This is a genomic window from Rhizorhabdus sp. P4_G5 (genome assembly GCF_056401065.1).
Window position 1 is genome coordinate 104,352 of sequence record NZ_JBFUKB010000007.1, and the last position, 26,502, is coordinate 130,853.

Annotated in this window: 25 protein-coding genes; 10 read left to right on the forward strand and 15 right to left on the reverse strand. The window is 66.4% G+C overall.

Annotated features, from left to right (window positions below; genetic code table 11):
* Positions 1-23: 23 nt before the first annotated feature.
* Genes AC1DQK_RS14290 through AC1DQK_RS14310 form a run of 5 tightly spaced genes read right to left on the reverse strand, consistent with a single transcriptional unit; the run spans position 24 to position 4,869 of the window.
* Positions 24-803: an SDR family NAD(P)-dependent oxidoreductase gene (locus AC1DQK_RS14290; RefSeq protein ID WP_477871612.1), complete on the reverse strand. Its 780-nt coding sequence runs from the start codon at positions 801-803 to the stop codon at positions 24-26.
* A 25-nt stretch (positions 804-828) separates the two neighbouring features.
* Entirely contained in the window at positions 829-1,608 is a 780-nt protein-coding gene (locus AC1DQK_RS14295) for an SDR family NAD(P)-dependent oxidoreductase (protein WP_477871614.1), read from the reverse strand.
* Between the two features lie 34 nt (positions 1,609-1,642).
* Positions 1,643-2,434: an SDR family NAD(P)-dependent oxidoreductase gene (locus AC1DQK_RS14300; protein WP_477871616.1), complete on the reverse strand. Its 792-nt coding sequence runs from the start codon at positions 2,432-2,434 to the stop codon at positions 1,643-1,645.
* Between the two features lie 52 nt (positions 2,435-2,486).
* Positions 2,487-3,659 (reverse strand): sulfotransferase family protein, encoded by a 1,173-nt coding sequence (locus AC1DQK_RS14305; protein ID WP_477871618.1) that lies wholly within the window; start codon positions 3,657-3,659, stop codon positions 2,487-2,489.
* Between the two features lie 16 nt (positions 3,660-3,675).
* Positions 3,676-4,869, reverse strand: a complete 1,194-nt coding sequence (locus AC1DQK_RS14310; protein WP_477871620.1) for a DUF1214 domain-containing protein — start codon at positions 4,867-4,869, stop codon at positions 3,676-3,678.
* 123 nt (positions 4,870-4,992) lie between these two features.
* On the opposite strand from AC1DQK_RS14310, the gene AC1DQK_RS14315 reads away from it, so the two are divergent.
* From AC1DQK_RS14315 to AC1DQK_RS14325, 3 genes are all read left to right on the forward strand, one after another.
* On the forward strand, positions 4,993-6,093 hold the full coding sequence (locus tag AC1DQK_RS14315) for a helix-turn-helix transcriptional regulator (protein ID WP_477871622.1): 1,101 nt from the start codon (positions 4,993-4,995) through the stop codon (positions 6,091-6,093).
* Between the two features lie 90 nt (positions 6,094-6,183).
* Positions 6,184-6,687 carry an SRPBCC domain-containing protein gene (locus AC1DQK_RS14320; RefSeq protein WP_477871624.1) on the forward strand — a complete coding sequence of 168 codons (504 nt, stop codon included), beginning with the start codon at positions 6,184-6,186 and terminating at the stop codon, positions 6,685-6,687.
* 430 nt (positions 6,688-7,117) lie between these two features.
* The gene (locus tag AC1DQK_RS14325; protein ID WP_477871626.1) at positions 7,118-8,224 is read left to right on the forward strand and encodes an amidohydrolase family protein; all 1,107 of its coding nucleotides are present in this window, start codon (positions 7,118-7,120) and stop codon (positions 8,222-8,224) included.
* 18 nt (positions 8,225-8,242) lie between these two features.
* On the opposite strand, the gene AC1DQK_RS14330 is transcribed toward AC1DQK_RS14325, so the two are convergent.
* The 6 genes from AC1DQK_RS14330 to AC1DQK_RS14355 all read right to left on the reverse strand — a co-directional run bounded on the left by AC1DQK_RS14330 (position 8,243) and on the right by AC1DQK_RS14355 (position 13,181).
* Positions 8,243-8,980: an enoyl-CoA hydratase-related protein gene (locus AC1DQK_RS14330; RefSeq protein WP_477871628.1), complete on the reverse strand. Its 738-nt coding sequence runs from the start codon at positions 8,978-8,980 to the stop codon at positions 8,243-8,245.
* Positions 8,981-8,994: 14 nt separating this feature from the next.
* Positions 8,995-10,563, reverse strand: a complete 1,569-nt coding sequence (locus AC1DQK_RS14335; RefSeq protein ID WP_477871630.1) for an AMP-binding protein — start codon at positions 10,561-10,563, stop codon at positions 8,995-8,997.
* The gene (locus AC1DQK_RS14340; RefSeq protein WP_477871632.1) at positions 10,560-10,697 is read right to left on the reverse strand and encodes a hypothetical protein; all 138 of its coding nucleotides are present in this window, start codon (positions 10,695-10,697) and stop codon (positions 10,560-10,562) included. Before AC1DQK_RS14340 ends, AC1DQK_RS14335 begins: the two co-directional genes overlap by 4 nt.
* Positions 10,694-10,825 (reverse strand): hypothetical protein, encoded by a 132-nt coding sequence (locus tag AC1DQK_RS14345; protein ID WP_477871634.1) that lies wholly within the window; start codon positions 10,823-10,825, stop codon positions 10,694-10,696. The genes AC1DQK_RS14340 and AC1DQK_RS14345 overlap by 4 nt, the downstream gene beginning before the upstream one ends.
* Complete coding sequence (locus AC1DQK_RS14350) at positions 10,822-12,297, reverse strand: aldehyde dehydrogenase (RefSeq protein WP_477871636.1); 1,476 nt, start codon at positions 12,295-12,297, stop codon at positions 10,822-10,824. The genes AC1DQK_RS14345 and AC1DQK_RS14350 overlap by 4 nt, the downstream gene beginning before the upstream one ends.
* Before the next feature lie 83 nt (positions 12,298-12,380).
* On the reverse strand, positions 12,381-13,181 hold the full coding sequence (locus AC1DQK_RS14355) for an SDR family NAD(P)-dependent oxidoreductase (RefSeq protein ID WP_477871638.1): 801 nt from the start codon (positions 13,179-13,181) through the stop codon (positions 12,381-12,383).
* 178 nt (positions 13,182-13,359) lie between these two features.
* Between AC1DQK_RS14355 and AC1DQK_RS14360 the strand changes: the two genes are divergently transcribed.
* On the forward strand, positions 13,360-15,045 hold the full coding sequence (locus AC1DQK_RS14360) for a GMC family oxidoreductase (protein WP_477871640.1): 1,686 nt from the start codon (positions 13,360-13,362) through the stop codon (positions 15,043-15,045).
* Between the two features lie 7 nt (positions 15,046-15,052).
* Here the strand turns inward: AC1DQK_RS14360 and AC1DQK_RS14365 are convergent, their stop codons facing one another.
* The gene (locus tag AC1DQK_RS14365; protein WP_477871642.1) at positions 15,053-15,814 is read right to left on the reverse strand and encodes an SDR family NAD(P)-dependent oxidoreductase; all 762 of its coding nucleotides are present in this window, start codon (positions 15,812-15,814) and stop codon (positions 15,053-15,055) included.
* A 151-nt stretch (positions 15,815-15,965) separates the two neighbouring features.
* On the opposite strand from AC1DQK_RS14365, the gene AC1DQK_RS14370 reads away from it, so the two are divergent.
* Genes AC1DQK_RS14370 through AC1DQK_RS14385 form a run of 4 tightly spaced genes read left to right on the forward strand, consistent with a single transcriptional unit; the run spans position 15,966 to position 20,816 of the window.
* Positions 15,966-17,165: an acyl-CoA dehydrogenase family protein gene (locus AC1DQK_RS14370; protein WP_477871644.1), complete on the forward strand. Its 1,200-nt coding sequence runs from the start codon at positions 15,966-15,968 to the stop codon at positions 17,163-17,165.
* A gap of 10 nt (positions 17,166-17,175) precedes the next feature.
* A complete protein-coding gene (locus AC1DQK_RS14375) occupies positions 17,176-18,303 on the forward strand; it encodes an acyl-CoA dehydrogenase family protein (RefSeq protein WP_477871646.1) in 1,128 nt (375 codons plus the stop codon).
* Positions 18,304-18,348: 45 nt separating this feature from the next.
* The gene (locus tag AC1DQK_RS14380) at positions 18,349-19,560 is read left to right on the forward strand and encodes a sulfotransferase (protein WP_477871648.1); all 1,212 of its coding nucleotides are present in this window, start codon (positions 18,349-18,351) and stop codon (positions 19,558-19,560) included.
* Positions 19,557-20,816: a hypothetical protein gene (locus AC1DQK_RS14385; RefSeq protein ID WP_477871650.1), complete on the forward strand. Its 1,260-nt coding sequence runs from the start codon at positions 19,557-19,559 to the stop codon at positions 20,814-20,816. The genes AC1DQK_RS14380 and AC1DQK_RS14385 overlap by 4 nt, the downstream gene beginning before the upstream one ends.
* Before the next feature lie 6 nt (positions 20,817-20,822).
* Here the strand turns inward: AC1DQK_RS14385 and AC1DQK_RS14390 are convergent, their stop codons facing one another.
* The 3 genes from AC1DQK_RS14390 to AC1DQK_RS14400 all read right to left on the reverse strand — a co-directional run bounded on the left by AC1DQK_RS14390 (position 20,823) and on the right by AC1DQK_RS14400 (position 23,652).
* Complete coding sequence (locus tag AC1DQK_RS14390; RefSeq protein ID WP_477871652.1) at positions 20,823-21,809, reverse strand: alpha/beta fold hydrolase; 987 nt, start codon at positions 21,807-21,809, stop codon at positions 20,823-20,825.
* 31 nt (positions 21,810-21,840) lie between these two features.
* Entirely contained in the window at positions 21,841-22,806 is a 966-nt protein-coding gene (locus AC1DQK_RS14395; RefSeq protein WP_477871654.1) for a TauD/TfdA dioxygenase family protein, read from the reverse strand.
* A 102-nt stretch (positions 22,807-22,908) separates the two neighbouring features.
* Positions 22,909-23,652 (reverse strand): enoyl-CoA hydratase/isomerase family protein, encoded by a 744-nt coding sequence (locus tag AC1DQK_RS14400; protein ID WP_477871656.1) that lies wholly within the window; start codon positions 23,650-23,652, stop codon positions 22,909-22,911.
* Between the two features lie 92 nt (positions 23,653-23,744).
* Here AC1DQK_RS14400 and AC1DQK_RS14405 point away from each other — a divergent pair, with 92 nt between their 5' ends.
* The gene (locus tag AC1DQK_RS14405) at positions 23,745-24,899 is read left to right on the forward strand and encodes a serine hydrolase domain-containing protein (RefSeq protein ID WP_477871658.1); all 1,155 of its coding nucleotides are present in this window, start codon (positions 23,745-23,747) and stop codon (positions 24,897-24,899) included.
* On the forward strand, positions 24,896-26,491 hold the full coding sequence (locus AC1DQK_RS14410) for a GMC family oxidoreductase (RefSeq protein WP_477871660.1): 1,596 nt from the start codon (positions 24,896-24,898) through the stop codon (positions 26,489-26,491). Before AC1DQK_RS14405 ends, AC1DQK_RS14410 begins: the two co-directional genes overlap by 4 nt.
* Positions 26,492-26,502: the final 11 nt, after the last annotated feature.

Consider the following 26,502-nt stretch of genomic DNA (forward strand, 5'->3'; position numbering starts at 1 on the left):
GCCGTTCCCGCGGCGATCCGTCGTCAGCCATGATAGCCTCCGTCAACCCGCACGACCTCCGCGTTCATGTACGCGCCGTCCTCGGACGCGATCATCGCGATGATGCTGGCGACGTTCTCCGGCGAACCATAGATCCCATCCGGCCGCGACAGATGCGCGAAGAGCGACATGTCCGCGCCCTCCGGAAACCCGCCGGCCCCCATGGCGTCGGTCATCGGGGTGGCGATCCCGCCGGGCGCGACGGCGTTTACGCGCACGCCGCGCTTGATATACTCCCAGCCCAACGTGTGAGTGAGCGCGGCCACCCCGCCCTTGCTGGCAGCATAGGCCGCCATGTAGGGATGGCCGAAGTAAGCCGAGGTGGAAGCGGTATTCACGATGTTGCCCTTCGATTCGAGGAGATAGGGCAGCGCCTCGCGGCAGCACAGAAAGGTGCCGACCAGATTGATCTGGAGGATGCGGACGAAGTCCTCCAACGTCTCCTCCACGCTGTGCACCGCGCGCAGCACGCCGGCGACATTGATCAGCACGTCGAGCTTGCCCTGGCGCTGGACGAACGCAGCGAAGGCCTGCCTGATCGCCGCCTCGTCGGTGACCGACGCCACGGCTGACGCCACCCGCTCCGCCTGGCCTGCTGCGCCGCGCGCCTGGTCCACCGATTCGGCCAGCGCATCCGCGTTGACGTCCACCGCAAGCAGGGTCGCGCCCTCGCTCGCCAGCCGGGCGAGCGTCGCCCGTCCGATGCCAGTGGCGGCGCCGGTGACGATCGCCACCTTGTCCACGAACCTTGCTGCGCTGCTCATCAACTTCCCTCCGTCGTCCTCTGCGTCATTCTTCGGGTGCGACGCTGAACCCCACCGTCTGCCCGCCGTCCGCGAGCACGACCGAACCGGTCATGAAGCTGGCCGCATCCGACAGCATGAAGCAGGCGACCTCCGCGATTTCGCTCGGGTCCGCCATCCGCTGCAACGGCACCTTCTTGGCGATGAAGGATTCCAGCGAGGGATCGCGCTCGATGGCGACGGCGGCGATCTCGGTCTTCACGCCGCCGGGGCACAGGCAGTTTATCCGGATGCCCTCCCCAGCATATTCGAGCGCCGCCGCCTTGGTCAGACCGACGATCGCATGCTTGGTCGCCGCATAGACCGCGAGATAGCCCGACCCCGCGATGCTGGCGGTGGAGCCGGTGTTCACGATCACGCCCTTGCGGGCCGGCCGCATGAGGCGCAGCTCGTGCCGCATGCATTCGACCGTGCCATAGAGGTTGGTCTCGATCAGCGAGCGGACCTCCGCATCGGTCGTGTCGCTCAACGCCTTGAAGTCGTTGGTGATGCCGGCGTTGTTGAAGGCCGCATCCAGCCTTCCGAACGACGACTGGATACGGTCGAAGCCGGCCGCGACGCTGGCGGCTTCGGCGATGTCCATCTGGACGAACGTCGCCTCCCCGCCCGCGCCGCGGATATGCTCGACGGTGCCCTCGGACTGCGCCGCCCGGCGCGCGGCGACCAGGACGTGCGCGCCCCGGTCGCCAAGCATGATCGCCGCCGCCTTGCCGATGCCGGAGCTTGCCCCCGTGACCAGCACGATCTTTCCGTCGAACCTTTGCATCCCGCCCCTCCTTCAAGCCGCTCGTCGCGTCGCCTCAGCCTTCTACCGGATGGACGCCGGCAGATACGACGGTGATGCAGGATGCGGTGTAGCCGCCCTCCACGGGCAGGACCGATCCGGTGACATAGCTCGATTCGTCGGAGCACAGCCAGACGGTGGCCGCCGCGATCTCCTCCTGCGTGCCGAACCGCTTCATCGCGATCGAATCGCGCATCGGCGCGAGCGTCGATTCGTCGTTGTTCGTCAGCATCGGGGTGGCGATCGCTCCGGGGGCCACGCTGTTCACGCGAATGCCCTTGTCCGCATATTCGAGCGCCGCCGCGCGGGTCAGGCCGACCGCCGCGTGCTTGGCCGCCGAATAAATGCTGTAGAAGGCGAAGCCGTTGATCGCCGATCCCGACGTCACGTTGACGATCGATCCGCCGCCATTCTCCAGCATCTGCTGGATCTGATACTTCATCGACAGGAAGACGCCGCGCGAATTTACCGCGAAGTCGTCCTCATACTCCTCCAGCGTCAGCTTGTGCATGTAGTTGGGCGCGTGCGCCACGCCCGCCACATTGGCGGCAAAATCAAGGCGGCCGTAGGCGGATACCGCCATCTCGACCATCCGGCGCGTATCCTCCTCGATCGAGACGTCGGCGAGGCAGGCGATCGCCGTGCCCCCGGCATCGCGGATTTCCGCCACGGTGCGGTCGATCTTGTCCTGGGTGCGGCCGACCACCACGACTTTGGCGCCATCGCGCGCGAAGCGGAGCGCGATGCCGTGGCCCATGCCCTGCCCGCCGCCCGTGACGAGTGCGACGCCGTCCTTCAGCTTTGCCATTTCAAATCCTCTCTCTCAGTAAATCGAACGATCAGACCGCCGAGGCCGAATTTCAAACCGCACCCTGGCGCTCCAGCGGAACGTCGAAAGCCAACAGATAATCGCCGGTGAGCCGGTCGATGTCGCCCTCCGTCATGCCGATGTCCGCCAGCGAATATTGATGGTGCGTCCGGCCGGAGCGTTCGGTCGCATCGCTGGCGAGCCACGCCTCCATCGCCGCCGCGCGGTCGTCGCTGAAATCGAGGCCCAGCCGGTCGTAGATGGACCGCACGGTGCCGATCGGGTCGGCCCGGAAATCCAGGAAGCGGACATCGACGAAGCGTTCGGCCATGCCGGGCCTGCGCCGGAACTCCAGCGCCTTTTCCCAGGTATCGTCATAATCGCCGACGATGCTCTTGGCGCTGGGGGCGAGGGGCGCGAACTTGCTGCGCAGAACCGCGGCCATGTTGGCGATCGATGGATAGGTCTTTGCGGTGTCGCGATGGCAATGGACGAACATCGCGTCGGGAAAGACCTCGATGATCTCCTCGAGAAATCGCACGTGGAGCGGCGTCTTGAGCACCCACCGGCGAGGCGACAGTCCATGCTGGAGATATTTGAGGAAGTCCCGCTGCTCGCGATAGATGGCGCGGAAATCCTGCTGGAACAGGACATCCTGATAGGTCGGCAACTCTGCCAGGGCGGTGAACGTCGCCGAGGCCAGGAGCAGCTCCCAGAAGAACAGGCACTCCTCCGCGCGATTGGCGCCCATCGGATGGACGCCCAGCCAGTCCTCGTCGAGCAGGCCGAGATCGCCCAGCCGCTCCTGGCACTTCTTTTCCCGCAGTCCGCGCGCGAGCGGGTCGTCCGCGCGCGGCGAGGGATAATGCATCTCGAACAGGCGCGGCGCGCGGCTCAGCGGGTCGGCCCCCATCAGATTGTGGAGGAAGGTCGTGCCCGACCGGGGCAGCCCGAGGATGAAGATCGGCGCCTCGACCTTCTCCTCCCGCCAGCCCGCATGCCGCTTGCGATCGGCGACATATTTGAGGCGGGAGGTGAGGATGTCCATCAGGAAGCGATAGAAACGCTCCTCCCCGCGCGCATGCAGGCTCGACGTCCGGTTCAGATCGTCGACGAATGTCGTCAACAGGCGCTCGGGCGTGCCGACATGGTCGAGCGCCCAGTCGTCGAGCGCGGTTTCGAGTTCGGCGGCGCGCATCAGCTCCGCGACGGTGGGCAATGACATGGATCGATCCTGCCTCTCAAATGCCGTACATGCGGCGGATGCCCGCACCGCGCGCGGCCACGGTCGCGCGCCTATCCTCGGCCGAGACCTTGGGCGATCCGGCATGGAGATGGCCGGGCAGATCGGCGAGCTTCACCTTCTTGACGACCGGTTCCGGCACTGGATCGCACCACACCCAGCGCGATGCGCAGACGCCGCGCAGATGGCCGACCGTATCCATCCAGTTCGCGATCCCCGGATCGCGCGCTGACACGACGATCCGAACCTTGCCGTCTGGATCGACCTTCGTCTGCATGGCGTTCAGCGAGGACTGGTTATTGAGATAATCGATCGTGTCATATTGCAGGTTGGCGAGCTGGAACGCCCAGAATTTAGAGGTCTTCGGCGGGTCGAACTCGAACAGCAGTCCTTCGTCCTCGGCGAAGTCGAACAGCATGAAATGATAGGCGGCATGCTGGATGCCGCCGAGATTCTGTTCCTTGCCGGTCCAGAAGGCGTTGACGCCCACGTCGCCGACGACCTCGTCGTTGCGGCCGATCCAGTGGCGCGCCGATTCGCGGGCGAAGTTCGTCAGCTTGCGGATGCGGGTGGCGAGGTCGCGGTCGCTGACCTGGCGGCGGGGCTTGTCGAGGCCGTCCAGGCGCTCGATCTGGACCGTCGCCGGAATGTCGTTCGTCCAGTCGTACATCGCGTCGCGGATGACGAGGAGGAGCTGGTTCTCGCCCGGCTGGGTCTGGAGCCAGTTGCCCTCATGCTTGTCGGGTGAGACGATGATCTCGAAACTGCCGTTCGCTTCGACATGCATCTTGTCGAATTCCATGATGCCGACCTGACGGAAGCCGGGATCGCCCCAGAACTCGCTCTGCACGTGAAGCTCGCTCCAACGGGTGGTGCCGGTCTTGCCGGTGATCCGGTACGTGCCCGCACCGTCCGCGAAGGTGAACTGGTAGTGGAAGTCCGGGCAGCACAGGCCCCAGGTGAAGAGGATGGGATGATGGAAGGCGTGCGTCTTGCTGAAGAAGGGATAATCCTGCCGGGGCCCGACGAAGACGTTGAAGCCGGTATGTTCGATCGACATCACATGGAACATCGCCCGGTCCCGCTCCTCCGGCGTTTCCGCCCATCCGGAGGCGAACCACTGGGCGCGGATGTCGGCCAGGACCTTGGTGTGCTCGTTCCAGAGCTGCGCATAGGAATCGGTGTCTGACATCGCTCTCCACTCTCGCTTGCTTTCGCGCCGACGCCCGCTCTCGGGTCGACGGCGACGGAGAATGGCGGGACGATAGCGAATCATGTGGACGACGGTGTCCCCATATGGGAGGGTCGACGCGTCATGGACGATGTCGCCGACCAGTTGATCGCAGCATTGCACGACGGCCCCTTCGAAACGCCGCCATGGACGACGTTCCTGGAAATGCTGCGCTCCGAACTGGACGCCGTCTATTCCGGGATCATCTTCAAGCCGCCGGATCGCGGACCGGGCGGCGTGGTCGAGCTGTTCGCAGGCGACGATGCCCCGATCGAGGTGCACCGATTCTACCGGGAAAGCTTCTACCGCTCCGATCCCGTGATGGGCGTGAACCTGCGCGAGGGGCAGGTCTACGACCTGAGCGACGTGTTCGACGAGTCCAACGACTATCATCGGCGCTATCGCGAGCAGATTCTCGAGCCGCGCGGCGTCCGCCACATGAAAGTCGTGCGCGTCACGGAGCCGAGCGGCGTCACCGGATGGATGTTCATCGCACGCAGGGACAAGCCGTTCGACCAACGGGATGCCGCGCTGTTCGCCCGGCTGTCAGTGCATCTGCGCCGCTCGCTGCGCAATCACATCGCGCTCGAAGGCGAACGGCTCCATGCGCGGGCGGCGGACAGCATCATCGCGCGGCTCAATATCGGCTGGCTGACGCTCGATGCGACCGGCACCGTCGTTAGGACCAGCGCGCATGCCTCCGCGATCCTCGACCACAGCGACGCGCTCAAGGTCGGCAAGGACGGCCGGCTGGCGGCGATGCGCCCGTCGGTGAACGGCGTCCTGCAATCGGCGATCGCCGCCATCGCGACGGAAGGATCCGCCCGGCCCCAGGCGATCTGCGTGTCGGACGATCCCTGGCTCAACATGATGCTGACGCCCTTTTCCGGTGTTCCGGCATCGCCCGACAGGACATCGGTCATGATCGCGTTCCTGCAGGGCGAGACGCGGTTCGGCGCGCGCCGGCACGAACAGATCGCCGAACTGTTCGGCCTGCTCCCCAGCGAGGCGCGGCTGACCCTGCTCATCAGCCAGGGCGCTTCGCTGGCGGAGGCGGCCGACAAGCTGTCGATCACGCTGGAAACAGCGCGGAGCTATTCCAAGCGCATCTATACCAAGATGGGCGTGCGCGGGCAGACCGACCTCGTGCGGTCGATCCTGACCAGCGTCCTGACGCTCGCCTGATCGCCGCCTGCCGGCCCGGTTGATAAGCGGTACGCGCCTGCTACTGTCCGCAGCATAATCGAGGCGATCCATTCGCAGGAGAGTGAGCCCATGACGTTCGATCCGTTCGCTCAATATGACCGCCGCACGCTCGTCGCTTCCGACCCCGTCGAGATCGACGCGCCGGCCGCGATCGTCTGGGAAGTCCTGACCGACCTGCCGCGCTATGGCGAATGGAACCCCTATTGCGTCCGCGCGGACTCGACGCTGGAGATGGGCGCGCCGGTGAACATGACGCTGGTCGACTATACCGGCTCGGGCCAGCTCGTTCAGTGGTGCGAATATCTTTGCGCGTTCGAGCCCGAGCATCTTCTGTCCTGGGAGCTGCCCGGCACGCCCGAATTCCCTTATGAGGCGCGGCGGGACCAGGTCATCGCCCCGCTCGGCCCGGATCGCTGCCGCTACCTGTCCACCGACGCCTTCTTCGGCGAGAACGCGATCCATGTGATGAACTTCACCCAAGGCTGGGTGAAGCGCGCGTTCGACGATACCGCGCGGGCGCTAAAGCGCCGGGCCGAGGCGATGCACCAGGCGCGCACGACGGTCGCCGCCTGAGGTCAGGGCCCGCGCGACGGGTCTCGCGCACGAGCGCTGGTATCGCCTTCGAAACGCGTCATGGTGCCGTTCGCGCACCAATATCCTAACTTCCGTAATGTCTGGATCTCCCCTTCGGGGACGCCCCGGCCGACCCACTCGATCGGTCGCAGAGGATATCGTCAAAGACGTCGCCGTTCCGCGCGCCGATCAGGCGAACTGGCAATTCAGGCTGCGTGAGTTCCTGTCGTAAAGTGACAACAGGGCCTGCAAAAGCATCAGACTTCTGATCCTAGCGGCGTGCCGCGGCAAAGTGGCGGCCCGGGCATTGTCGGTGTGATGCCTCGCTAATATCCCGCTTGCAGGCGCCGACATTCGTGAGGCCGCGGTCGATCCCAGCCGATCCCGCACATCGCCTCTCGCGTCTGCAGTCGAGGCAGCGAGGACAAAGATGAACAGCATCATACCCACACCCTGGCCGAAAGACCGGATCATCCCCGCCGCCAGCTGGCAGCGGCCGGATGGCGTGCGCCTCATCTCGAGCGACGATCATGTCATCGAGGCGCCGCACCTTTGGGAAGAGCGGCTGAAGGGCGCCGACAAGGATCGCGCACCCAAATTCTGGAAGGACGAGGGCGGTTTTCACATGACCGTAGGGGACGAGTCCTACGACGTCCCCGGTCTGCCCTCTGATTTTCCGGAGGGCCGGGAGGGTTTCTGGGACGTGGAGAAGCGCCTGGCCGACATGGATGCCGAGGGTGTCGAGGCCTCGGTTGTCTATCATGGCCGCGCCGCCGGCCTGATCCGCATGGCGGACAAGGACTTCTTCGTCCGCTGCATGGATGTGTTCAACGAATGGATGGCGGACTGGAAGCAGGCCGCACCGACGCGGCTCTATCCGGTCGCCTATCTGCCCACCTTCTTCCGGCCCGAGATGACAGCCGACTATCTGCAGAAGCTCAGGGAACTCGGGTTCAAGGCGATCGAGATTCCGCTCAACCCCAAGGGCGTGCGGTACAACAGCTCGGCGATGGACGTCATGTGGCGCGCGATCGAGGATAGCGGCTTCCCGCTCTCGATCCATATCGGCGCCTATATCCAGTTTTCCGGGCGCGGCTCGCTGGGTGCGAACCTCAACGCCAACCTGATGCCGTTCACCGGCCTGTTCGGCCAGTTCGTCTTCTCGGGAATCTTCGATCGCTTTCCCGGCCTGAAGCTGGTGTTCACCGAGGGGGGCGCCGGCTGGGTGCCCGCGACGCTGGAAAATGCCGACAAGATCGCCCGCGACTACGCCACCGAGCTGCGCCCGAAGATCGCGCACGCGCCGAGCTGGTACTGGCATAATAATTGTTACGCGACCTTCATGCAGGATGACGTCGCCATAGAGAATATCGAGCGGATCGGCGCCGACCGCATCATGTGGTCGGTCGATTATCCGCATCCCGAAAGCATCGTCGGCAACAGCGAAGCCGTGGTGAAGAGCATCTTCGACAGGGCGGGTGAAGCGTCTGCCCGCAAGATCGTCGGCGCCAATGCGGCCGAAGTCTGGGGCATCTGAGACGAAACGACGGGGACGTCAGCCGCGCCCGCCGCCCCCGTCCCAACGCATTGCGCGCTCGGCCTTCAGCCTGGCCAGGGCGTCGCGCTCGATCATGACCGCTTCGCCCAAGGTTGCGGCGCTGCCCCGATCGACAACGTCCTTGGCGATCCGCACAAGGTCCGGGCCATGCCCGGCGATCGCCGATGCCAGCTCCACCGCGCGCGGTAGCAGGCGATCGGCGGGAAGCACTTCGTTGACCAGCCCGACCCTCAATGCGGTGGCGGCGTCGATCGGTTGGCAGGCAAGCATCATCTGCTTGGCGAAACGCTGGCCGACCGCGCGGGGCAGCCGTGATCCCATGCCGCTGCCTGAAACCGCGCCGATCCGCGCGTGGGTATCGGCGAAGCGCGCATCCTCACTCGCCAGGATGAAGTCGCAGCCGAGCGCCAGTTCCAGGCCGCCCGTGTAGGCCGCGCCGTTGACGGCAGCGATGATCGGCTTTCCGAGTTCGGGGATGGAATTGATCAGCGCGGTAACGCGATGGCGCGGTGCGTCGGGTGCGGCGAAAGCCTTGAGATCGAGACCCGCGCAAAAGGCCGGCGGTTGCCCGGTGATGATCGCGGCGCGCCAGCGCGGCTCGTCGCGGAAGGCGGCCAACGCTCGGGAGAGGGCGTCGCACAATTCCCGGTCGATGGCGTTGCGTTGGGCCGGCCGGTCGAGGGTCAGCAGCAGTACGGCCTCGCCCGCAGGCTCGATCAGCAGCGTCTGGGACATGCCGGGCTGATTCCCTATCTCAGCAACTCGCGAAGCGCGAACTTGATCACCTTGCCGGTGGAGTTCATCGGCAATGCATCGACGAAGGTGATGCCGCGCGGCACCTTGTAATTTGCGAGGTTGGCCTTGCTCCAGCCGATGATCTCCTCGGCGGTGATGGTCGACCCAGCCGATCGCACGATGAACGCATGGCCGACTTCGCCGAGCCGGGCGTCCGGCACGCCGATGATGGCGGACTGGTGGATGCCGGGCAGGCCGGTCATCTGTTTCTCGATTTCGGCCGGATAGACGTTGAACCCGCCGACGATGTACATGTCCTTGAGCCGGTCGGTCAGCTTCAGATAGCCTTCGGCATCGAATATCCCGACATCGCCGGAGCGCAGCCAGCCATCGGCATCGAGCGTCGCCCGCGTCGCCTCCGGATTGTCCAGATATTCGATCAGCAGCTTGTCGTCGCGGATCAGCACCTCGCCTGGTTCGCCCACCGCCGCCGCCCGGCCATCCGCGCCGACGATCTTGATCTCGGTGCCGGCAATGGCGGCGCCGACGGTGTAGGCCACGCGCTCGACCGAATCGCCGGGACGGGTATGGGTCGCCGATCCAGCGCATTCGGTCATGCCATAGCCGGTGGTGATCTCCGCGATCCTGGTCTCGGCCCGCAGCCGCTTGATCAGCTCGATCGGCACCACGGTCGCCCCGGTCGAAAGGAAGCGATAGCTGGAAATATCCCAGTCGCGCCAATGCGGATGCGCCAGCACCTCCTGAAAGACGGTGGGCGGCGCCGGCATCACCGAGATGCGGTTGTTCGCGATCAGGTCCAGGATCGACGCGGCATCATAGGCGTCGGGCCAGTAGACGGTGCTGCCGGTCATCAGCCCCGCCACCCAGCCCGCCTTGTATGACGCGTTGTGCGAGAAGGGGCCGAACACGCAATAGCGGTCTTCGGCGGTCTGGCGCGAGATGTTCACCCAGGCGCGGCCGCCGCCCAGCGAGCGACGATGGTCGAACAGCGCGCCCTTGGGGGCTCCCGTCGTGCCCGAGGTGAACATGATGTCGGCCAGCGTGTCGGGCGTGACGCCTGCCTCCCGCTCGGCGAGGGCCGCGTCGCTGGTCGCATGGCCGCGCGCGATGAAGTCGGCCCAGCTTTCCTCGCCCGCCCCCAACTGGTCCGGCGCGCCGCGCAGCACGATGATGCGGCGCAACGAGGGCATCGTCTCGCTGCGCAGCATTTCCGGATAATAGCGGCCCAGGAAATCGCCGATCGCAAAAAGACGGGAAACCCCGCCTCGCCGGATGATGTCGGCCACCTCGCCGCCCTTCAGCCGCGTGTTGAGCGGTACCATAACGCCGCCGGCGCGCTGGATGCCCACCGTGGCGGCGACCCATTCCCACATGTTCGGCGCCCATAGCGCGGCGCGGTCGCCCGGCACGGCGCCGTCCGCCATCATCGCCTTCGCGACCTCGTCGGCGCGGCGGTCGAGATCGCGGTAGCTGATGGCCCCGTCGACGGAGGACGACAGCGCTGCCCGGTCCTTGTAGCGCGCTGCTGCGTCGCGCAGCAGCGCGGTTATGGTCCTGCTCACAGTCGCACCTCATCCAATGTCGAGACGGCGACCGCCAGCGGCTGCCGCATCGGGCCGAAGGCGAAGCCGAACAGGTTCGAGGACAGTATCGTCGGGGCGCCGAAGCGTCCGCGCATCGCCGGCGGCGCGATCATCTGCACCGCCGCCAGCGTCGGATCCGGAGATCGTTGACGCCCAGATCGGCGCGCATTTCGAGTATCAGCACCGACACATGGTTGTCGGGCCAGCCGTCATGCGCCTGTGGTGCGGCGGGGGTGCTCATACCCGCAGATGCGAGGGCAGCTCGGACATGAAGATCGCCTTGACTTCGGTCAGCCCGTGCAGGCCCTCGATCCCGCCTTCGCGGCCGACGCCCGATTGCTTGAAGCCGCCATAGGGCAGGGTATAGTCGATCACCCGTCCGTTATGGCCGAAATTTCCGGTCCGGATGCGCCGCGCCATCGCATAGGCGCGATCGGGGCTGTCGGTGAACACGCCGCCGGACAGGCCATAGATGCTGTCGTTGGCAATCGCGATCGCCTGCTCCTCGCTGTCATAGGCGATGATCGTGCCGACCGGGCCGAATATCTCTTCCCGGGCGATCGCCATGTCGTTGTTCGCATCGGCGAACAGCGTCGGTTCGATGAACCAGCCTATGTCGAGATTCGCAGGGCGGCGGCCGCCGGTCACGAGCCGGGCACCCTCGGCCTTGCCCTTGTCGATATAGCCGAACACGCGGCCATGCTGGGCACGGGTCACCAATGGCCCCATCTGCGTCGCCTGATCGAACGGATCGCCAACCTGCACCGCCTGCATGGCGGCGGCGATCGCCTCGGTCAGCTCGGCCTTGCGCGCCGCAGGGACGAGGATGCGGCTGAACGCGGCGCATTGCTGCCCGCACAGGCCGACGAGGTTCGGCATGATGCCGGCGACCACCGCCTCGACCTTCGCGTCATCGAGGATGATCGCCGCCGACTTGCCGCCCAGTTCGGTGGTGACGCGCGCCATGCGGCTGCCGCAGACCGAGGCGATGTGCAGGCCCGCCGCGGTCGACCCGGTAAAGCTGACCTTGTCCACCTCGGGCTTGCGGACCAGATAATCCGAAACGTCGCGGTCCGCGGTCAGCACGGAGAAGACACCCTCCGGAACGCCGGCAGCGGCGATGCACTCGGCCAGGATCAGCGCCTCGAGCGGGCTTTCCGGCGACGGCTTGGCGATCACCGTGCAGCCGGCGGCCAGCGCCGGGGCGACCTTGAGCAGCATCGTCGCCAACGGCGCATTCCACGGCGCGATGGCGACGACGACCCCTGCCGGCTCGCGCACCACGATGCAGTGGCCGCCAAGGATGGACGGGCGGACGTCCTCGAAGCCTTGTTCGGCGAGGTCGGCATAATAGGTGAAATAGCCGGCGAAAAAGGGCGCGCTTTGCGACGACTGGGCATAGGGGATGCCGACCTGCAGCGACCAGGCCCGCGCGAAATCATCGGCGCGTTTCAGCACTTCATCGGCGATCCGGCGCAGCACCGCCGCGCGCTCGGGACCCGACGTCCGCGGCCAGGGCCCATGATCGAATGCATGGCGGGCGGCCGCGACCGCACGATCCATGTCCGCCGTCGTCGCCCTTGCGACCCGCCCGACGATCTGCTCGGTCGACGGCGAGACGATGTCGATACCGCCTTCGCCCGATGACAAAGCCCAGTCGCCGCCGATGAACAGCTTCTCGGGATTGGCAAGATTTACCAGCATGTCGGTCATCGGGGGTCCTTTTTGGGCAGGCGAGGCTGTGAGGCGGCGCAGGGCCGCGATCTCCGCCGCATCACGGGATAGGGTGCCGGTGCTCACTCCAGCGATCCGCCTTCGACGAGCACCGGCAAAGACAGGATGTTGGCGATGCCGCCATCGACCGGCAGCATGTGGCCGGTGACGAAGCGCGATGCTTCCGAGGCGAGGAACTGCACCGGGCCGACGATCTCGGAGGGATCGCCGAAACGGCCGAACGCGATGGCATCGCGGAAGATCTTGGCGCGCTGGGGATGGCCGGCGGTCGGCGCCGCCATGTCGGTCTCGAAGATGCCCGGCGCGATGGCGTTGCAGGTGATGCCGTGCGGTGCCAGATCGGCCGCTACCGCGCGTGTCAGGCCGAGCACGGCATGCTTGCTGGCGACATAGGCCGACAGGTTGGGGCGCCCGGTGTCGGCCACATAGGAGGCGAAATTGATGATCCGCCCCCATTTCCGCGCGACCATCGGCTTGGAGAGCTCGCGGCACAGCAGGTAGGCCGCCGAGACGTTGACGTCGAAGGTCCGCTCCCAGTGATCGAGCCGCGATCCGTGCAATGCGCCCCATTCGGCGATGCCGCCATTGTTGACGAGGATGTCGATCGCCGCGTCTTCCCCCAGCAGTCGGGCCGCCGCCGCTTCGACCGCCGCGAGATCCGCGAGATCGAAGGCGATGAAGCGCGCCTTGCCGCCCCGCGCCAGGATTTCATCGGCCACGCCCCGGAGCTTCCCCTCGTCGCGCGCGGCGAGGACCAACGAGGCACCCGCATCGGCCAGGCCGAGGGCGATCGCCCGCCCCAGCCCGCGCGACGCGCCCGTGACCATCGCAGTCCGCCCCTCGAGCGAAAAAAGCCCCGTCATGCGCCTCGTCCCAACTCATCGAATATACCAGCGGGGTCCGACATAGCGTTCCCTTCGTCAACTTGCAGATGGCCCCGGCGCATCCATCATATTGGCGATGTCCGCAGCCGCGCGCTCAATATGCTTGAGCATTCCCGCACTCTCGCGGCACACCGCGTGCGGATAAGGAGAACGGGGCATGGCGGGCGGAGCCGTTGGGCGCGTCGAGGCTGAAGCCGAGGCAGACTATGTGATCATCGGCGCCGGATCGGCGGGCTGTGTCCTGGCCGATCGCCTGAGCGCCGGCGGCCGCTATCGGATCGTCGTGCTCGAAGCCGGCGCCGACGATCGACCGAGCCGCAACCTGCTCGATCCGGCGCAGGCGATCGCGGACGTCAACATCCATCTTCCGGCCGGTTTCACCCGGATGCTGAAGGACCCGAAGGTCAACTGGAACTACATGTCCGACCCGGACCCCGGCACCAAGGGGCGGCAGCATGCCATCCCCCGCGGGAAGGTGCTGGGCGGTTCCTCCTCGATCAACGGAATGCTGTGGGTGCGCGGCCTTCCCGAGGACTATCAGGGCTGGCGCCAGCTCGGCTGCGACGGCTGGTCGTGGGAAGATGTGGAGCCCTATTTCCGGCGTATCGAGCATCAGCATGGCGAAGGCCAGGTGGCCGAGGCGGAGCCGGGCCCACTGCACATCAGCGACGTGCCGATCCGGCATGCGATGCTCGACGTCATGACCCGCGCGTTCGAGGAGGCGGGTGCGCCGGTCAGCAACGATCTCAACGGCACGACTCGCGAGGGAGTCTCGCGCGTGCGGCTCAACACCCGCCGCGGGGTGCGCGTGTCGACGGCGGTCGCCTATCTCCATCCCGCGATGAAGCGGGCCAATCTCTCGGTTCTGACCCGCGCGCACGTCTCCCGCATCCTGTTCGAAGGCAAGAAGGCGGTTGGCGTCGAATATGTCCGCGACGGCCTGTGCCGGCAGGTGCGCGCACGGCGCGAGGTGATCCTGGCGGGCGGCGCGATCGCTTCTCCCCAAATGCTCGAGCTGTCGGGAATAGGCGATGGACGGCGGCTGCGCGAGCTGGGCATCGAGGTGATCGTGGATCGCCCGCAGGTGGGCGAAAACCTGCAGGATCATTATGCGGCGATGGTGCGCGCCCGGCTCAAGCCCGGCACCGCCGGCTTCAACGAAATGTCGCGCGGGCTGCGCCTGATGGGGCAGCTGGTGCGCTATGCGTTTACGCGCAGCGGCCTGCTCGCGCTCGGCGGATCGAACCTGACCGCCTTCCTCAAGTCCGATCCTGCGCTCGACCTTCCCGACATACAGTTCTTCGCCAGCCCGGCGACGGTCGATTTCGAGGGGCTGGCGAACAATGGCGTGATGTCGATGGAGCGCGAGCCGGGCATGACGGTGGGCGGCTATGTGATGCGCCCGCGGTCGCGCGGGTCGGTTCACCTCAAGACGCCGGAGTTTCGCGATCACCCTTCGATCCGGCCGAATTTCCTGGCGGACGAGGCCGACCAGCGCGCCCAGGTCGCATCGCTGCGCTGGGCGCGGCGGATCATGCACAGCCCCGCTCTCGCGCCCTATTTCGGGCATGAACTGACTCCGGGAGCGGCGATCGACAGCGATGCGGCGCTGTTGGCCTTCGCGCAGTCCAGCGGATCGACCGGCTATCACCAGAGCTGCACCTGTGCGATGGGGCCCGGCGCGGATGCGGTCGTCTCGCCGGCGTTGCGGGTCAACGGCGTGGAAGCGCTGCGCGTGGTCGATGCGTCGGTGATGCCGAATATCGTTTCCGGCAACACCAATGCCGCCACCGTGATGATCGCCGAAAAGGCAGCGGACATGATCCTCGCCGCCGCACGCTGATCCGGGTTCAGGTCGCGCCGCCAAAGCGTTCGGCCTGGACCTGTTCGCCGAACAGCAGCAGCGACTGATCCGTCGGAAGCGCCGCCCAGATCTGCCGCGCGGCCGCATCGATATCGAGCACACCCTCGCCGCGCTCGATCCGCCCGCGCAGCGCCGACGCGACCGGATAATCATGGTCGGCCAGCGCTGCGACCTGTCGCGTCAGGCCGGTGTCGACAAAGCCGGGCCTGACCGCCGTCACCCAGATATTGTGCCGTTCGCGCTGGATGAGTTCGCGTCGAACGACCCGCACCCACATCTCGAGCGCCGCCTTGCCCGCGCAATAGACCGACTGGCCTTCATAGGGCGACCGTGCGGACGCCGAGGACATCATCACCAGGCCCGCCTCGCCGTCGAACCCGCTGTCGATCACGGCGCGCACAAAGGCTTCGCCAAGGCGGATCGGTGCCGCCATGTTCGCGGTCACGTCGCGGGCATAGTCCTCGGCGGGCACTTCGCCGGCGAAGCCGGTCAGCCCCTTGAGGTGAGCATTCTGGATGAAGATCGCGCGCGCACCGCGAAAGTCGCGCAGCGTTGCGGCGAAATGGGTGCCGGCCGCGTCCCAGCTCGATGGTTCGGCAAGATCGAGATAGCGGCTCTCGATCGCAGGGTGGGCGCGGCGCGACAGGTTGATCACTCGCGCGGAGGGGTAGGGGACATTGCGCGACAAGCCGAGGCCGATCCCCTCGGTCGCGCCCGAAATCCACACAAGGCTGTCCTTGTCCTGCATCAAGCCATTGCGCCGGTCGCGACGGATTCTGTCAAACCACGGGCGCGCTCCATCGCATTGATGATGGAGCTGGCCGCTCGCCTTGCGTGGCGATGGGGCCGGCGGCATGTGCAGGGATGCACATGTTCGCGTCCAAGCGCCGGAGTATTCGATGGAACTGCGTTACGATCCGCAACTGGAGGATTTCCGCAAGGAGGTCAGGGGGTTCATCGACGAGGTCCTGCCGCCGGAGATCAAGCAGCGCCAGCGCACCAAGATCCAGAACAACGCGACCATCGAGGACCAGCAGGAATGGATGCGCATCCTCAATGCCCATGGCCGCGCGGTGCCGCACTGGCCGGTCGAGTTCGGCGGATGCGGCTGGACGCCGCAGCAGCTGTTCATATTCAACGAGGAGCTCTACGCCGCGGATGCACCGGAGTTCGACTGGGGCGGCACCCACATGCTGGGACCGGTGATCTTCACCTATGGATCGCAATATCTGCGCGATCGCTTCCTGCCGATGATCCGCGAGGGCCAGACCTATTGGGCCCAGGGCTTCTCCGAGCCAGGTTCGGGTTCCGACCTCGCATCGCTGCGCACCTCGGCCGAACTCGTGGGCGACAAATATATCGTCAACGGGCAGAAGATCTGGACCAGCGGCGCCGCCCATGCGCGCTGGGGCTTCTTTCTGGTTCGCACCGACAAGACGGTGAAGCCGCAGCGCGGCATCTCCTTCCTGATCATCAGCATGGACAGTCCCGGCGTCACCGTGCGCCAGATCCCACAGATCAATGGTGAAGCGCATCTCTGCGAGGTGTTCCTGGACAATGTCGAGGTGCCGGCCGACCAGCTCGTCGGCGAGCCCGGCATGGGCTGGAGCTATGCCAAATTCCTGCTCGAGCATGAACGGACCACATCGAGCTTCATCTACTGGAGCAAGCGCGAGCTCGATCGTGCGAAGCAGATTGCCCGGTCGGAAAGCACTGGCGGCCGCAGGGCCTGCGACGATCCCGCATTCCGCGCACGCTTCGCCAGGGTGCAGGCCGACCTGCTGGCCCTCGAATGGTCGGTGCTGCGCGTTCTCGCCCATGAGGATATCGGATTCCCCGAGGCCGCCGCCGCCTCGGTGCTGAAGATCCGCGGCTCGGAGTTGCAGCAGGAGATCACCATGCTGCAGGTCGACGCGCTCGGCGCCCAGTCGCTGCGCTATTTCGAGCCGACGCCGCAGGCCCCGGCGCCGAGCGAAATCTGGCCTGATTATGTCCCTGGCCGGACCACCGCAGCGCTGATCGCACGCGCCGCTACGATCTACGGGGGCTCGAAACAGGTGCAGAAGAATATTCTCGCCAAGCTGGCCTACGGGCTGTGAGGTCCGCTCGATGAACTTCGCCAAGTCCGACATCCAGACCATGCTGCTCGACAGCGCCGAACGGCTGCTCGCCGACAGCTCCGGCGTCGAATATTGGCGCGAGCAGCGCCATGGCCCGCTCGGCTTCGATGAGGCCCGCTGGGCGCAGTTCGCCGAACTCGGCTGGCTCGCGCTGCCGCTGCCGGAGGCGGCGGGAGGGCTCGATGGCAGCATAGAGGACGTTGCCCTGCTCAACATCGCGCTCGGCAAGGCGCTGGCCACCGAGCCCTATGTCAGCGCGGTAGTGCTGGTCCCGCAGATCCTGCGGCATGCCGCCGACGAGGCCCGCGCGACCGAACTGATGGGCGAAATCGCCGCCGGCACGTTGCGGATCGCCGTCGCCCATCTGGAGCCTGGCGCCGACCCGCTGGCGCCCGGAGTGGTCGCAACCGTCGCGCATCGCGCGGCGGACGGTTTCGTCCTGTCGGGTACGAAGCTGATGGCCCTCGATTGGGCGGGCGCCGCTCAGCTCATCGTCTCGGCCAGCATCGATGGCGAGGATGGGACCGCGCTGTTTCTGGTTCCAGCCGACGCGCCCGGCCTCGAATCTGACGGCTATCCGCTGATCGACGGTACGCGCGCGGCGGATATCCGCCTTGCCGGGATCGCTGTTCCGGCGGATGCCCTGCTGGTCGGCGGCAACCGCGGCGAGGCGGTGCTCGACGAGGCGGTCCATCGCGCCAGCGTGGCGCTGATGGCGCAGGCGGTGGGCGCGATGGAGGCGTGCATCAAGATCTGCGGGGATTACGCCAAGGAGCGCAAGCAGTTCGGCGTCGCGATCGGCTCGTTTCAGGCGATCCAGCACATCCTGGCGGACATGTTCGTGGCGGCGCACCAGGCGCGCTCGATGCTCTATCACGCGATCGCCAACAGCGACCGGCCGAGCGCCGCGCGCGCCGCCGCCCTGTCGGCCGCCCGCATCGTCGTCGGCGAAGCCGGGCAGCTCGTGTCGCGCAACGGCATCCAGGTGCATGGCGGTTACGGACTGACCGACGAATATGCGGTCAGCCATTATTTCCGGCGGCTGATGAGCCTCGAGAAACACTATGGCGACCTGATCCGCCATGTCGAAAGGTTCGGCGACAGCCTCTTCGCGTGAAGATGGCGACGCGGCGAGGATCGCCGCGATGAAGGAATGCCCGTGATGCGAAGCAGATCACCCGGGAACAAGGCTGGCGCCGACGATGCCGGCGCTGCGATCGACATCGAGCGGCTTTTCCACAGCGCGCAGATCATCAGCGGCTCCTTCGACACGCTGGATGACGGATTGCGCGGGCGCGTCGGCAAGCTGGTGTCCTGGCTCAACGAACAAGGCCCCCTCGACGAGGGGCGCAGGGAGGACGTCGAACTCCAGCTGCGCAAGCTGCTCGTTACCCGGCTCCGCCTCGCCTCCGACCGCAAGCGGCTTCCGGCCATCGCCGACGAGCGGGTCGAAAGGCCGATCTTCGTGATCGGCTTCGCCCGGACCGGAACCACGCTGATCCATTCGCTGCTGGCGGAGGACCCGAATGCGCGCGCGCCGCTCTGGTGGCACACCCACGATCCCTCGCCGCCGCCGGGCGAAGTGCCGGTCGTGGACGAGCGGATCGAATATACCGCCAGGGATCTCGATAAGCTGATCGCCCAGACGCCAGGCCTGCTGACCATGCATCCTTATTGGGACAAGCGCGGCCACTGCCTGATCGAGGACGAGGAAATCTTCACCCTCGATTTCCAGAACGCCTATCCGACCCTGCTCTATCGCGTGCCCGCCCTGGCGATGATCCTCGATGCGGGCAATATCGGCGGGGCCTATCGGTTCCACCGCGAGTTCCTCCAGCATCTCCAGTGGCGGCAGGAGCCACGGCACTGGGTGGTGAAGGGCACCTACCATCAGTTCGTCCTGGAAGAGCTGTTCGAGGCCTATCCCGACGCCCTGTGCATCTGGCCGCATCGGGATCCGATGGAAGTGCATCCGTCGACGATGGCGATCACGGCGGTACTCTATGGCGGCATCACCAACTGGACCATGGATTTCAGGGAGCTCGGCCCTGCCTTCGTCCAGAGCATCGCCCAGTCGGTCGCCGCGGCGATCGAAAGCCCGTTGATCGATGACCCGCGCATCCTGCACGTCGATTTCCGGGCGCTGACGCGCGATCCGATCGCGATCGTCCGCAAGGCCTATGCCGAATGGGGGCTCGACTATGGCGAGGCCTTCGAAGCGCGAATGAAGGCGTGGCTCGCCGATCCGGCCAACGCCCCGGACCGCTACGGCCGCTACCGCTATGCGATGGAACCCTATGGCCTGACGCCCGAACTGATCGAGACGGCCTTCGAAGGCTATTCCCGGCGTTTCCGGCTGGGGAAGTTCGCGTGACATCGGCAGGCCCGGTCAATCCGATCGCCAATGCCGGGCAATTCGCCGCCGAGGAGGAGGTGCGGCAGATGTGGGCGTTGCCGCAGACGCGTGACGCGCGCGATGCCGCCGCCCGGCTCTGGCGCGTCGGCCATGGCACCGACATTCCCGAGGGCCTGCTCGGAAGCTTCGATGCCGCGATGGATGGCTGGATCAGCAACTATCTCTTCAAGGCGGCGGCGATGGACCCGATTGCGCCGCGCCTCGTCCGCAATTTCATGCCGGGCTATCGCTGGCAAGGCGGCGATGTGCCCGACGCGCGGATGGGCGGCGACAATCCCGACAATTGCTACCGGCTTGCCGGCATCGCCCATGGCGGACGCTATTGCATCATCGGCCGCGTGGTGGAGCGGCAGCCGGCCCATGCCTCCTTCACCCTGGTGGAGAACTGGGGAACATCGAGCACCCTGCAGACCCTCGAGCTGCCCGGGATCGACATCGACGAGGAAGGCCGTTTCACGATCACCATCGACGACCAGCCGGCCGGCGGCCGTCGCAACCACATGACCACCAGCCCCCGCGCCAAATTCCTCTTCATCCGCGACAGCATGATGGACTGGGCGCGCGAGACGCCGCTCGATCTCGCGATAGAGCGGCTGGACAGGCCGGTCGCACAGCCGATGTCGCTCGAACAGCGGCTCGACGAGGCGCTGCGGCGGATGCGCGAGGATGTGCCGCTCTACTACTGGTTCTTCCGCCTTTCAGCGGGCAAGCCGATCAACAGCATGGCGCAGCCCGCCGGCGTCGCGGGCTATGGCGGCCTCGTCACCCAGGCCAGCAGCCTGGGGCGGTTGCATCTGGAGGACGACCAGGCGGCGATCGTCCGGTTCGATCCGGCCGGCGCCTGCTACAGCAGCTTCCAGATGGCGATGTGGTGGTATCGTTCGATCGACGCGCACCGGCTCCAGACCGGGCTTTCCGCCGCCCAGGCGGAGCCGAACGCCGATGGCACGATCTCGCTGCTGGTGTCGGCCCGCGATCCGGGGGTCGCCAATTGGGTCGATACAGGCGGGTGCAAGGACCTGCTGCCGATGATCCGCTGGCAGGGCATTCCGGCGACGCCGCTGCGCGAAGGCCCCCGCCATTGGCTCGACATCGTCGCGTTCGGTGAGATCGATCGGCATTTTCCCGCTGCGGCAGGGCGGATCGACGCCACCGAGCGGGCGGCTCGGCTGGCGATGCGGCGGCGCGACTGGGATCGCCGGACCACCGTCTGACCGGCGCTACCGTTCAGTCAGCATTCGTGTCCAGAGGTGGAGCCGTGCCCACAGCATCGCGCGCGTCGAGGCGAAGTTGTGCATGTGCGCCATGCGCGGCACGATATAGACGCTAATGTCGGGCGAGGCCGCATAGGCGGCAGGCTCGGCGCGCGGGTCGGGGCAGGTGTCGCGCTCGCCCAGCCCGACCAGCACCGGTACTGTGATGCGCGCTGCGTCTTCGGTAAAGCAGCCCGGCGTCATCATCTGCACCGCACAATGCGGGATGGTGAGGCTACCGAACACAGGCGCGGTGCGGCGGATCGGATAGCCGCCGACCATGTCGGCTTCCAATATATCGGCCGGCACATCCTCCCAGTGGAAGGGATAGACATAATCCACGCCCTCATGGCTGGTGGTCAGGTGGCTCTGCGTGCCGTCTCCAACCCGAATGGCCTCGAAGCGCGCCTTGCCGCGCTCGAACGCCTGGGTGTCCGGCTGCGGCAGGGCCGTGTGGATCGCGCTGACGCCGCAGGGCGCGATCGCGTCGAAGGTGGCGAAGCGTCCCTGCGCCAGGATCGTGACGCCGCCGCCCATCGACTGGCCCATGCCCATGCGGAACAGGCTGGGACAGGCCGGGAAGCCCGAATCGAGGCTGCCCTGCTCTAGCATCGCCGCGATCTGCCTGACGCAGCTGTCATGGGTGGCGGCGAGGGTCTGGAAGCTGATGCTCGAGAGGTCGGGAATGCTGCTCTCGCCCACGCCGACATGATCGATCGCGACGTAGATCGTCCCGCGCGCGGCGTGCCAGGCGGCTTCGTCATAGCCGGCATGGCCGGGAAAGCTCAGATAGTAATAAGCGCGCGAATAGCCGCCGCCCGGTACCGCGAAGATCGCCACCGGACGCTTGGGCAGCGCCGCCGGATCGGGGAGGAAGATGGACACCGCCATCTCGATCGGCTCGCCCAGCCCGGCCGCTTCGCTTATGTCGATCCGCCGCTCGATCCGCTTCATGCTGTCTCTCCCGACGCTCCCTGGTGCGGCATCAGTCGACCAGCCGCTTCACCGCGCGGTCGCGATCGAGCGTGGGATCGAGATAGCGGCCGACCTTGTAGTCGCCCATGATCGTCGTGCGCCGGGCGCGGCGCGCGCAGTGCAGCGGCACGCCATTGGCGCCATGGATCACCCGCCAATTATCCCAGACCACCATGTCGTTCTTCTGCCAGTCGTGGAAATAGGCATGGGTCGGATCGACCAGATGCGCGGCGACTTCCTTGAGCAGCGCATCGCTTTCGTCCGGCGCCATGCCCAGGATGTAGCGGGCGTGCATCGGCGACAGCTTCAGCACCTTCCGCCCCGTTTCCACCTGGCTAATCACCATCGGATGGACGACCGGCGGAAAATCATAGGACGGTTCCTTGGACGGCCGGTCGCGCGGCAGCGCCCGGATGTCCTCGGGAAATCCATATTGGCCCGACACGAAATCCGGGTTGAACTGATAGACGACCTCGAGCCCCTCGATCCGCTCGCGCAGTTCGGGCGACAGCCGTTGATAGGCGCCGATCGCATCGATGAAGCCGGTCTGACCCATTTCGGGCGACGGCTGCTCCATCCGCAGCACCGCGCCGCGTACGATGGTGGGCATGAACGACTGGTCCCAATGCCAGCCCAGCCAGCCGGCCCGGTCGATCCCGCCGACATTGTAATGCTGCTGGAAACGGGGCGCGCCGTCATTCGGATCATAAGCCAGCGTCATCATGAACTTATTGTTCGGATCGTTCATGTCGCCGGTGGCCGCGGGCTCCATCTCGCCGAAGATCCGGCTCAGCCGCATCTGTGCCTCGTCGTCCTGGTCTGCGCCGCGGAACAGCAGGATGCCGGCATCGATCCAGACATCCCGTATCGCCTGTTCCGTCTCCGCATCGATGGGACGGCTGAGGTCGACGCCCATGATCTCCGCGCCGAAGCCCGGCGCGAGCGGACGAGTCGACAATTTTTCCCGGGTAAGCATGCGACGGCCTCTCTCTCTTTTATCTCGAGCGAAGTATATCATCTGCGGTTTGGCGGTATAATCCCCTGTCTTCCGAAGATACTTTTCACGGATGCTGAATAATTAGTCGCGCCCGGCGAGGATCGCCATGCCCTCGAGCATGAGGCCCGGCCCGAGATCGCGCGCCACCTGCTCGCGCAGCCTGGTGGTAAGGGCGATCCGCGCATAGCGCATCGCCAGTGCCGGCCGCGCCGCGATCGAGCGGGCATGTTCCCACGCCCGGTCGAGCAGGCGCTCGGGTGGGAGCACTTCGCCGACGATGCCGAGCGTCAGCGCTTCCTGCGCGCCGATCTCCTGTCCCGTCAGCAGGAAATAGCGGCCGCGGTTCGGCCCGAGCAGCATCGGCCAGATCGTGTGGACGCCGTCGCCCGGCACAACGCCCGCGATGCCATGGGCCTTGTCGGCGAAGATCGCGGTGTCCGAGGCGAGTACGATATCCGCGAGCACCGCCAGCTCGGCATGAATGAAGGCCGGGCCGTTGACGGCCGCGATCACCGGTACCTCGATCGCCAGCAGATTGTTCAGCAGGCTGCGTCCTTCGCGATAGATCACGTCCCAGGTCGCCGCCGACATGGCAGGCGGCGTCTCCCCCTCCGTGTCGAACTCGGCGCAGAAGGCGTCGCCGGTGCCGGTCAGGATCAGCGCCCGCAGGCTGGCATCGGCGGCAATATCCGCGAAGGCCAGGCCCAGTTCGCGATGCAGCCCGCCCCAATATCCCCAGCGCGCCGCTTCACCCTTGTGATGGATTCGCAATTCCAGGATGTCGTCGACCCGGCGCAGCGCGATTGTGCGGTAATTCTGGTCCATGGCGTCGTCTCCCCGGCCGTTCGGTCGCTGTACTATGTAGTAATTACTTGATAGTTGCGCGCAAAGGAAGACAAGCCAGAGGAGAGGATCGGATGGCCGTGACGAACGCCGTGACGAACAAAGTCAACGATGCCGTGCAGCGCACGCTCGATTCGCTGGTCGCCGATGGCAGGGAGATCGGCGTGCAGGTGGCGGCATGGCTCGGCGAGGAGCAGGTCGTCGATTGCTGGTCGGGGCTCGCCGACCGCGAGACCGGCCGCCCGGTCGACGGCGACACGCTGTTCAACGTCTTCTCGGTGTCCAAGGCGGTCACCGCCACCGCGCTCCACATCCAGGCGGAGCGTGGCCTGGTCGATTATGACGCGCCGGTCGCCAGCTACTGGCCCGATTTCGCCCAGGCCAGGAAGGCCGGCGTCACCGTCCGCCAGGTTCTCAGCCATGTCTCGGGCGTCCTGCGCATGCCGCCGGACATAACGCCCGAGCTGATGACCAATTGGGACTGGATGTGCGCGCGCATCGCGGAGATGCCCGGAGCCTATCCGGCCGGGAGCCGATCCTCCTACCAGTCGATGACCTTCGGCTGGCTGATCGGCGAGGTGGTCCGCCGCACCGATCCGAAGCGCCGGCCGTTCGGACAGTTCATCCGCGAGGAGATCGCGGAGCCGCTGGGCGCCACCGACCTGTGGTTCGGTATCCCGGCCGAGGCCGAACCGCGCATTGCCAGACTCGATGATGTCGCGGTCTATGTCGCGCCCGACGGCAATGCGATGCGCGAGGCACAGCCGCTGATCGTCGATCTGATGCCCGATCCCTTCGAACGCCCCTATGTGCGGCGCGCCTGCATCCCGGCAGTCGGCGGCATTTTCAACGCCCGCAGTGCGGCGCGCTTCTGGGCGATGCTCGCCAATGGCGGGCAATTGGGCGGCGTCCGCCTCCTGTCCGAGCAACGGGTTGCCAGCTTCGCGGCGCCGCGTCCGCATTTCGAGGATCCCGATCCGGTCTTCTTCGGGATGAGGGTGCCGATCGGCTGGGCCGGCTACTGGCTGGGCGGCGCCGATGCTCCCCCGGTGTCGAGCCCGCGCAACATGCGTGCGCTGTGCCACCCGGGCATGGGCGGATCGATCGGCTGGGCCGATCCCGACCTGAAGCTGGCGGTCGCCTTCTGCCATAACCGCATGTTCGACACGGTCGAGATCGACCAGGACAGCCGAACGCTGATCGGCGACGTGATCCGGGGCATGCTGTGAGCTGGGATTATATCATCGTCGGGGCGGGTTCGGCCGGCTGCGTCCTTGCCGAGCGGCTGTCGGCGGATTCCCGCAACCGGGTCCTGCTGCTCGAAGCGGGGCCGGAGGACCGCAGTCCCTTCATCCACATGCCGCGCGGCGCGGCCAAGCTGTACGGCGATCCCCGGCATGTCTGGTATTTCCCGACGGAGGCGCATGGCGACATACCCGCCGAAGTCTGGATCCGCGGCAAGATGCTCGGGGGTTCCTCCTCGGTGAACGGGATGATGTATTTTCGCGGGCAACCGCAGGATTATGATCATTGGGAGGCGCTCGGCGCCAAAGGCTGGGGCTGGGACGCGATGGGCCCGGCGTTTCGCGCGATCGAGCGGCACGAACTGGGCGGAGACGAGGTCCGCGGCGGCGAGGGCGCGCTCGGCATCAGCATCGAGCGCGAGCGTAGCCCGCTGACCGAGGCATTCATCGCGGCGGGCGAGCAGATGGGGTTGCCCCGTGTCGAGGATCTCAACCGGCCCGAGCAGGAAGGTGTCGGCTATGCGCCGCGCACGATCTGGAAGGGTCGGCGGCAGAGCAGCTCGCAGACGTTCTTGAAGCAGGCGCGGCGCCGCCCGAACCTGCGCGTCGTCACCGATGCGACGGTCGATCGGATCCTGTTCGAGGGCCGTCGCGCTGTCGGGGTGGAGGCGATCGTCGGCGGCCGTGCGCAGGTCTTCGCTGCGGAAGGCGAGGTCATCCTGTCGGCAGGGGCGCTGATGTCGCCGCAATTGCTGCAGCGGTCCGGCGTGGGCGACGCCGGCATGCTGCGCGGTCTCGGCGTGACGCCGGTCGCCGACAGCCCGGGCGTCGGCGAGCATCTGCTCGAGCACCGGCTGATGATGATGCAATATGATATAGCCGTGCCCTACAGCCATAATCCGCGCCTGCGGGGCCTGCGTCTCGTCGGCAATGTGCTGCGCTATTATCTGAACCGCACCGGTGCGATGGCGGTCGGCTATGGCACCGTCGGCGCCTTTGCCCGCGTGCTGGCCGAATCCGACACGCCCGATATCGAGCTTCTGCTCTCGCCGGTGGTGGTGACGCCCGATGCCAAGGGCAATTTCATCCCCGATCGCGGGCACAGCATCCAGCTGTTCGGTTATCCGTTGCGCTCGCGCAGCGAAGGCTGGGTGCGGATCGCCTCTGCCGATCGCGACCAGCCCGCGCGCATCCAGGCCGGATATCTGACCCACCCCTATGACTGCGCCGTCACCGTCGGGATGCACCGCTATATCCGGCGATGGATGGAGCAGCCCGCGATCAGGTCCATGGTGGTCGGCGAGCGCGAGCCGAGCCGGTCGCTGCAGACCGACGAGCAGATATTGTCCGCCTTCCGGCGCCAGGGCCAGGCCGGCTATCACGCCTGCGGCACCTGCCGGATGGGCGATTTCGACGATGCGGTGCTCGACCAGCGGCTGCGCGTCCGCAACACCGAAGGGCTGCGGGTGGTCGATGGCTCTATCATGCCGGCCATGGTGTCGGCGAACACCAACGGCCCGATCATGGCACTCGCCTGGCGCGCGGCCACGCTGATTCTCGAGGATGGCAAGCGGTAAGCTGCTGGACT

What these genes read in the sequence shown, in the direction of transcription:
- AC1DQK_RS14355 (WP_477871638.1), bottom strand. Translation starts at nt 13,181, where the DNA reads ATGACGGGGCTTTTTTCGCTCGAGGGGCGGACTGCGATGGTCACGGGC.
- AC1DQK_RS14290 (WP_477871612.1), bottom strand. Translation starts at nt 803, where the DNA reads ATGAGCAGCGCAGCAAGGTTCGTGGACAAGGTGGCGATCGTCACCGGC.
- AC1DQK_RS14295 (WP_477871614.1), bottom strand. Translation starts at nt 1,608, where the DNA reads ATGCAAAGGTTCGACGGAAAGATCGTGCTGGTCACGGGGGCAAGCTCC.
- AC1DQK_RS14365 (WP_477871642.1), bottom strand. Translation starts at nt 15,814, where the DNA reads ATGCAGGACAAGGACAGCCTTGTGTGGATTTCGGGCGCGACCGAGGGG.
- AC1DQK_RS14405 (WP_477871658.1), top strand. Translation starts at nt 23,745, where the DNA reads ATGGCCGTGACGAACGCCGTGACGAACAAAGTCAACGATGCCGTGCAG.
- AC1DQK_RS14325 (WP_477871626.1), top strand. Translation starts at nt 7,118, where the DNA reads ATGAACAGCATCATACCCACACCCTGGCCGAAAGACCGGATCATCCCC.
- AC1DQK_RS14395 (WP_477871654.1), bottom strand. Translation starts at nt 22,806, where the DNA reads ATGCTTACCCGGGAAAAATTGTCGACTCGTCCGCTCGCGCCGGGCTTC.
- AC1DQK_RS14305 (WP_477871618.1), bottom strand. Translation starts at nt 3,659, where the DNA reads ATGTCATTGCCCACCGTCGCGGAGCTGATGCGCGCCGCCGAACTCGAA.
- AC1DQK_RS14400 (WP_477871656.1), bottom strand. Translation starts at nt 23,652, where the DNA reads ATGGACCAGAATTACCGCACAATCGCGCTGCGCCGGGTCGACGACATC.
- AC1DQK_RS14310 (WP_477871620.1), bottom strand. Translation starts at nt 4,869, where the DNA reads ATGTCAGACACCGATTCCTATGCGCAGCTCTGGAACGAGCACACCAAG.
- AC1DQK_RS14360 (WP_477871640.1), top strand. Translation starts at nt 13,360, where the DNA reads ATGGCGGGCGGAGCCGTTGGGCGCGTCGAGGCTGAAGCCGAGGCAGAC.
- AC1DQK_RS14320 (WP_477871624.1), top strand. Translation starts at nt 6,184, where the DNA reads ATGACGTTCGATCCGTTCGCTCAATATGACCGCCGCACGCTCGTCGCT.
- AC1DQK_RS14315 (WP_477871622.1), top strand. Translation starts at nt 4,993, where the DNA reads ATGGACGATGTCGCCGACCAGTTGATCGCAGCATTGCACGACGGCCCC.
- AC1DQK_RS14300 (WP_477871616.1), bottom strand. Translation starts at nt 2,434, where the DNA reads ATGGCAAAGCTGAAGGACGGCGTCGCACTCGTCACGGGCGGCGGGCAG.
- AC1DQK_RS14380 (WP_477871648.1), top strand. Translation starts at nt 18,349, where the DNA reads ATGCGAAGCAGATCACCCGGGAACAAGGCTGGCGCCGACGATGCCGGC.
- AC1DQK_RS14390 (WP_477871652.1), bottom strand. Translation starts at nt 21,809, where the DNA reads ATGAAGCGGATCGAGCGGCGGATCGACATAAGCGAAGCGGCCGGGCTG.
- AC1DQK_RS14330 (WP_477871628.1), bottom strand. Translation starts at nt 8,980, where the DNA reads ATGTCCCAGACGCTGCTGATCGAGCCTGCGGGCGAGGCCGTACTGCTG.
- AC1DQK_RS14370 (WP_477871644.1), top strand. Translation starts at nt 15,966, where the DNA reads ATGGAACTGCGTTACGATCCGCAACTGGAGGATTTCCGCAAGGAGGTC.
- AC1DQK_RS14345 (WP_477871634.1), bottom strand. Translation starts at nt 10,825, where the DNA reads ATGAGCACCCCCGCCGCACCACAGGCGCATGACGGCTGGCCCGACAAC.
- AC1DQK_RS14350 (WP_477871636.1), bottom strand. Translation starts at nt 12,297, where the DNA reads ATGACCGACATGCTGGTAAATCTTGCCAATCCCGAGAAGCTGTTCATC.
- AC1DQK_RS14375 (WP_477871646.1), top strand. Translation starts at nt 17,176, where the DNA reads ATGAACTTCGCCAAGTCCGACATCCAGACCATGCTGCTCGACAGCGCC.
- AC1DQK_RS14340 (WP_477871632.1), bottom strand. Translation starts at nt 10,697, where the DNA reads ATGATCGCGCCGCCGGCGATGCGCGGACGCTTCGGCGCCCCGACGATA.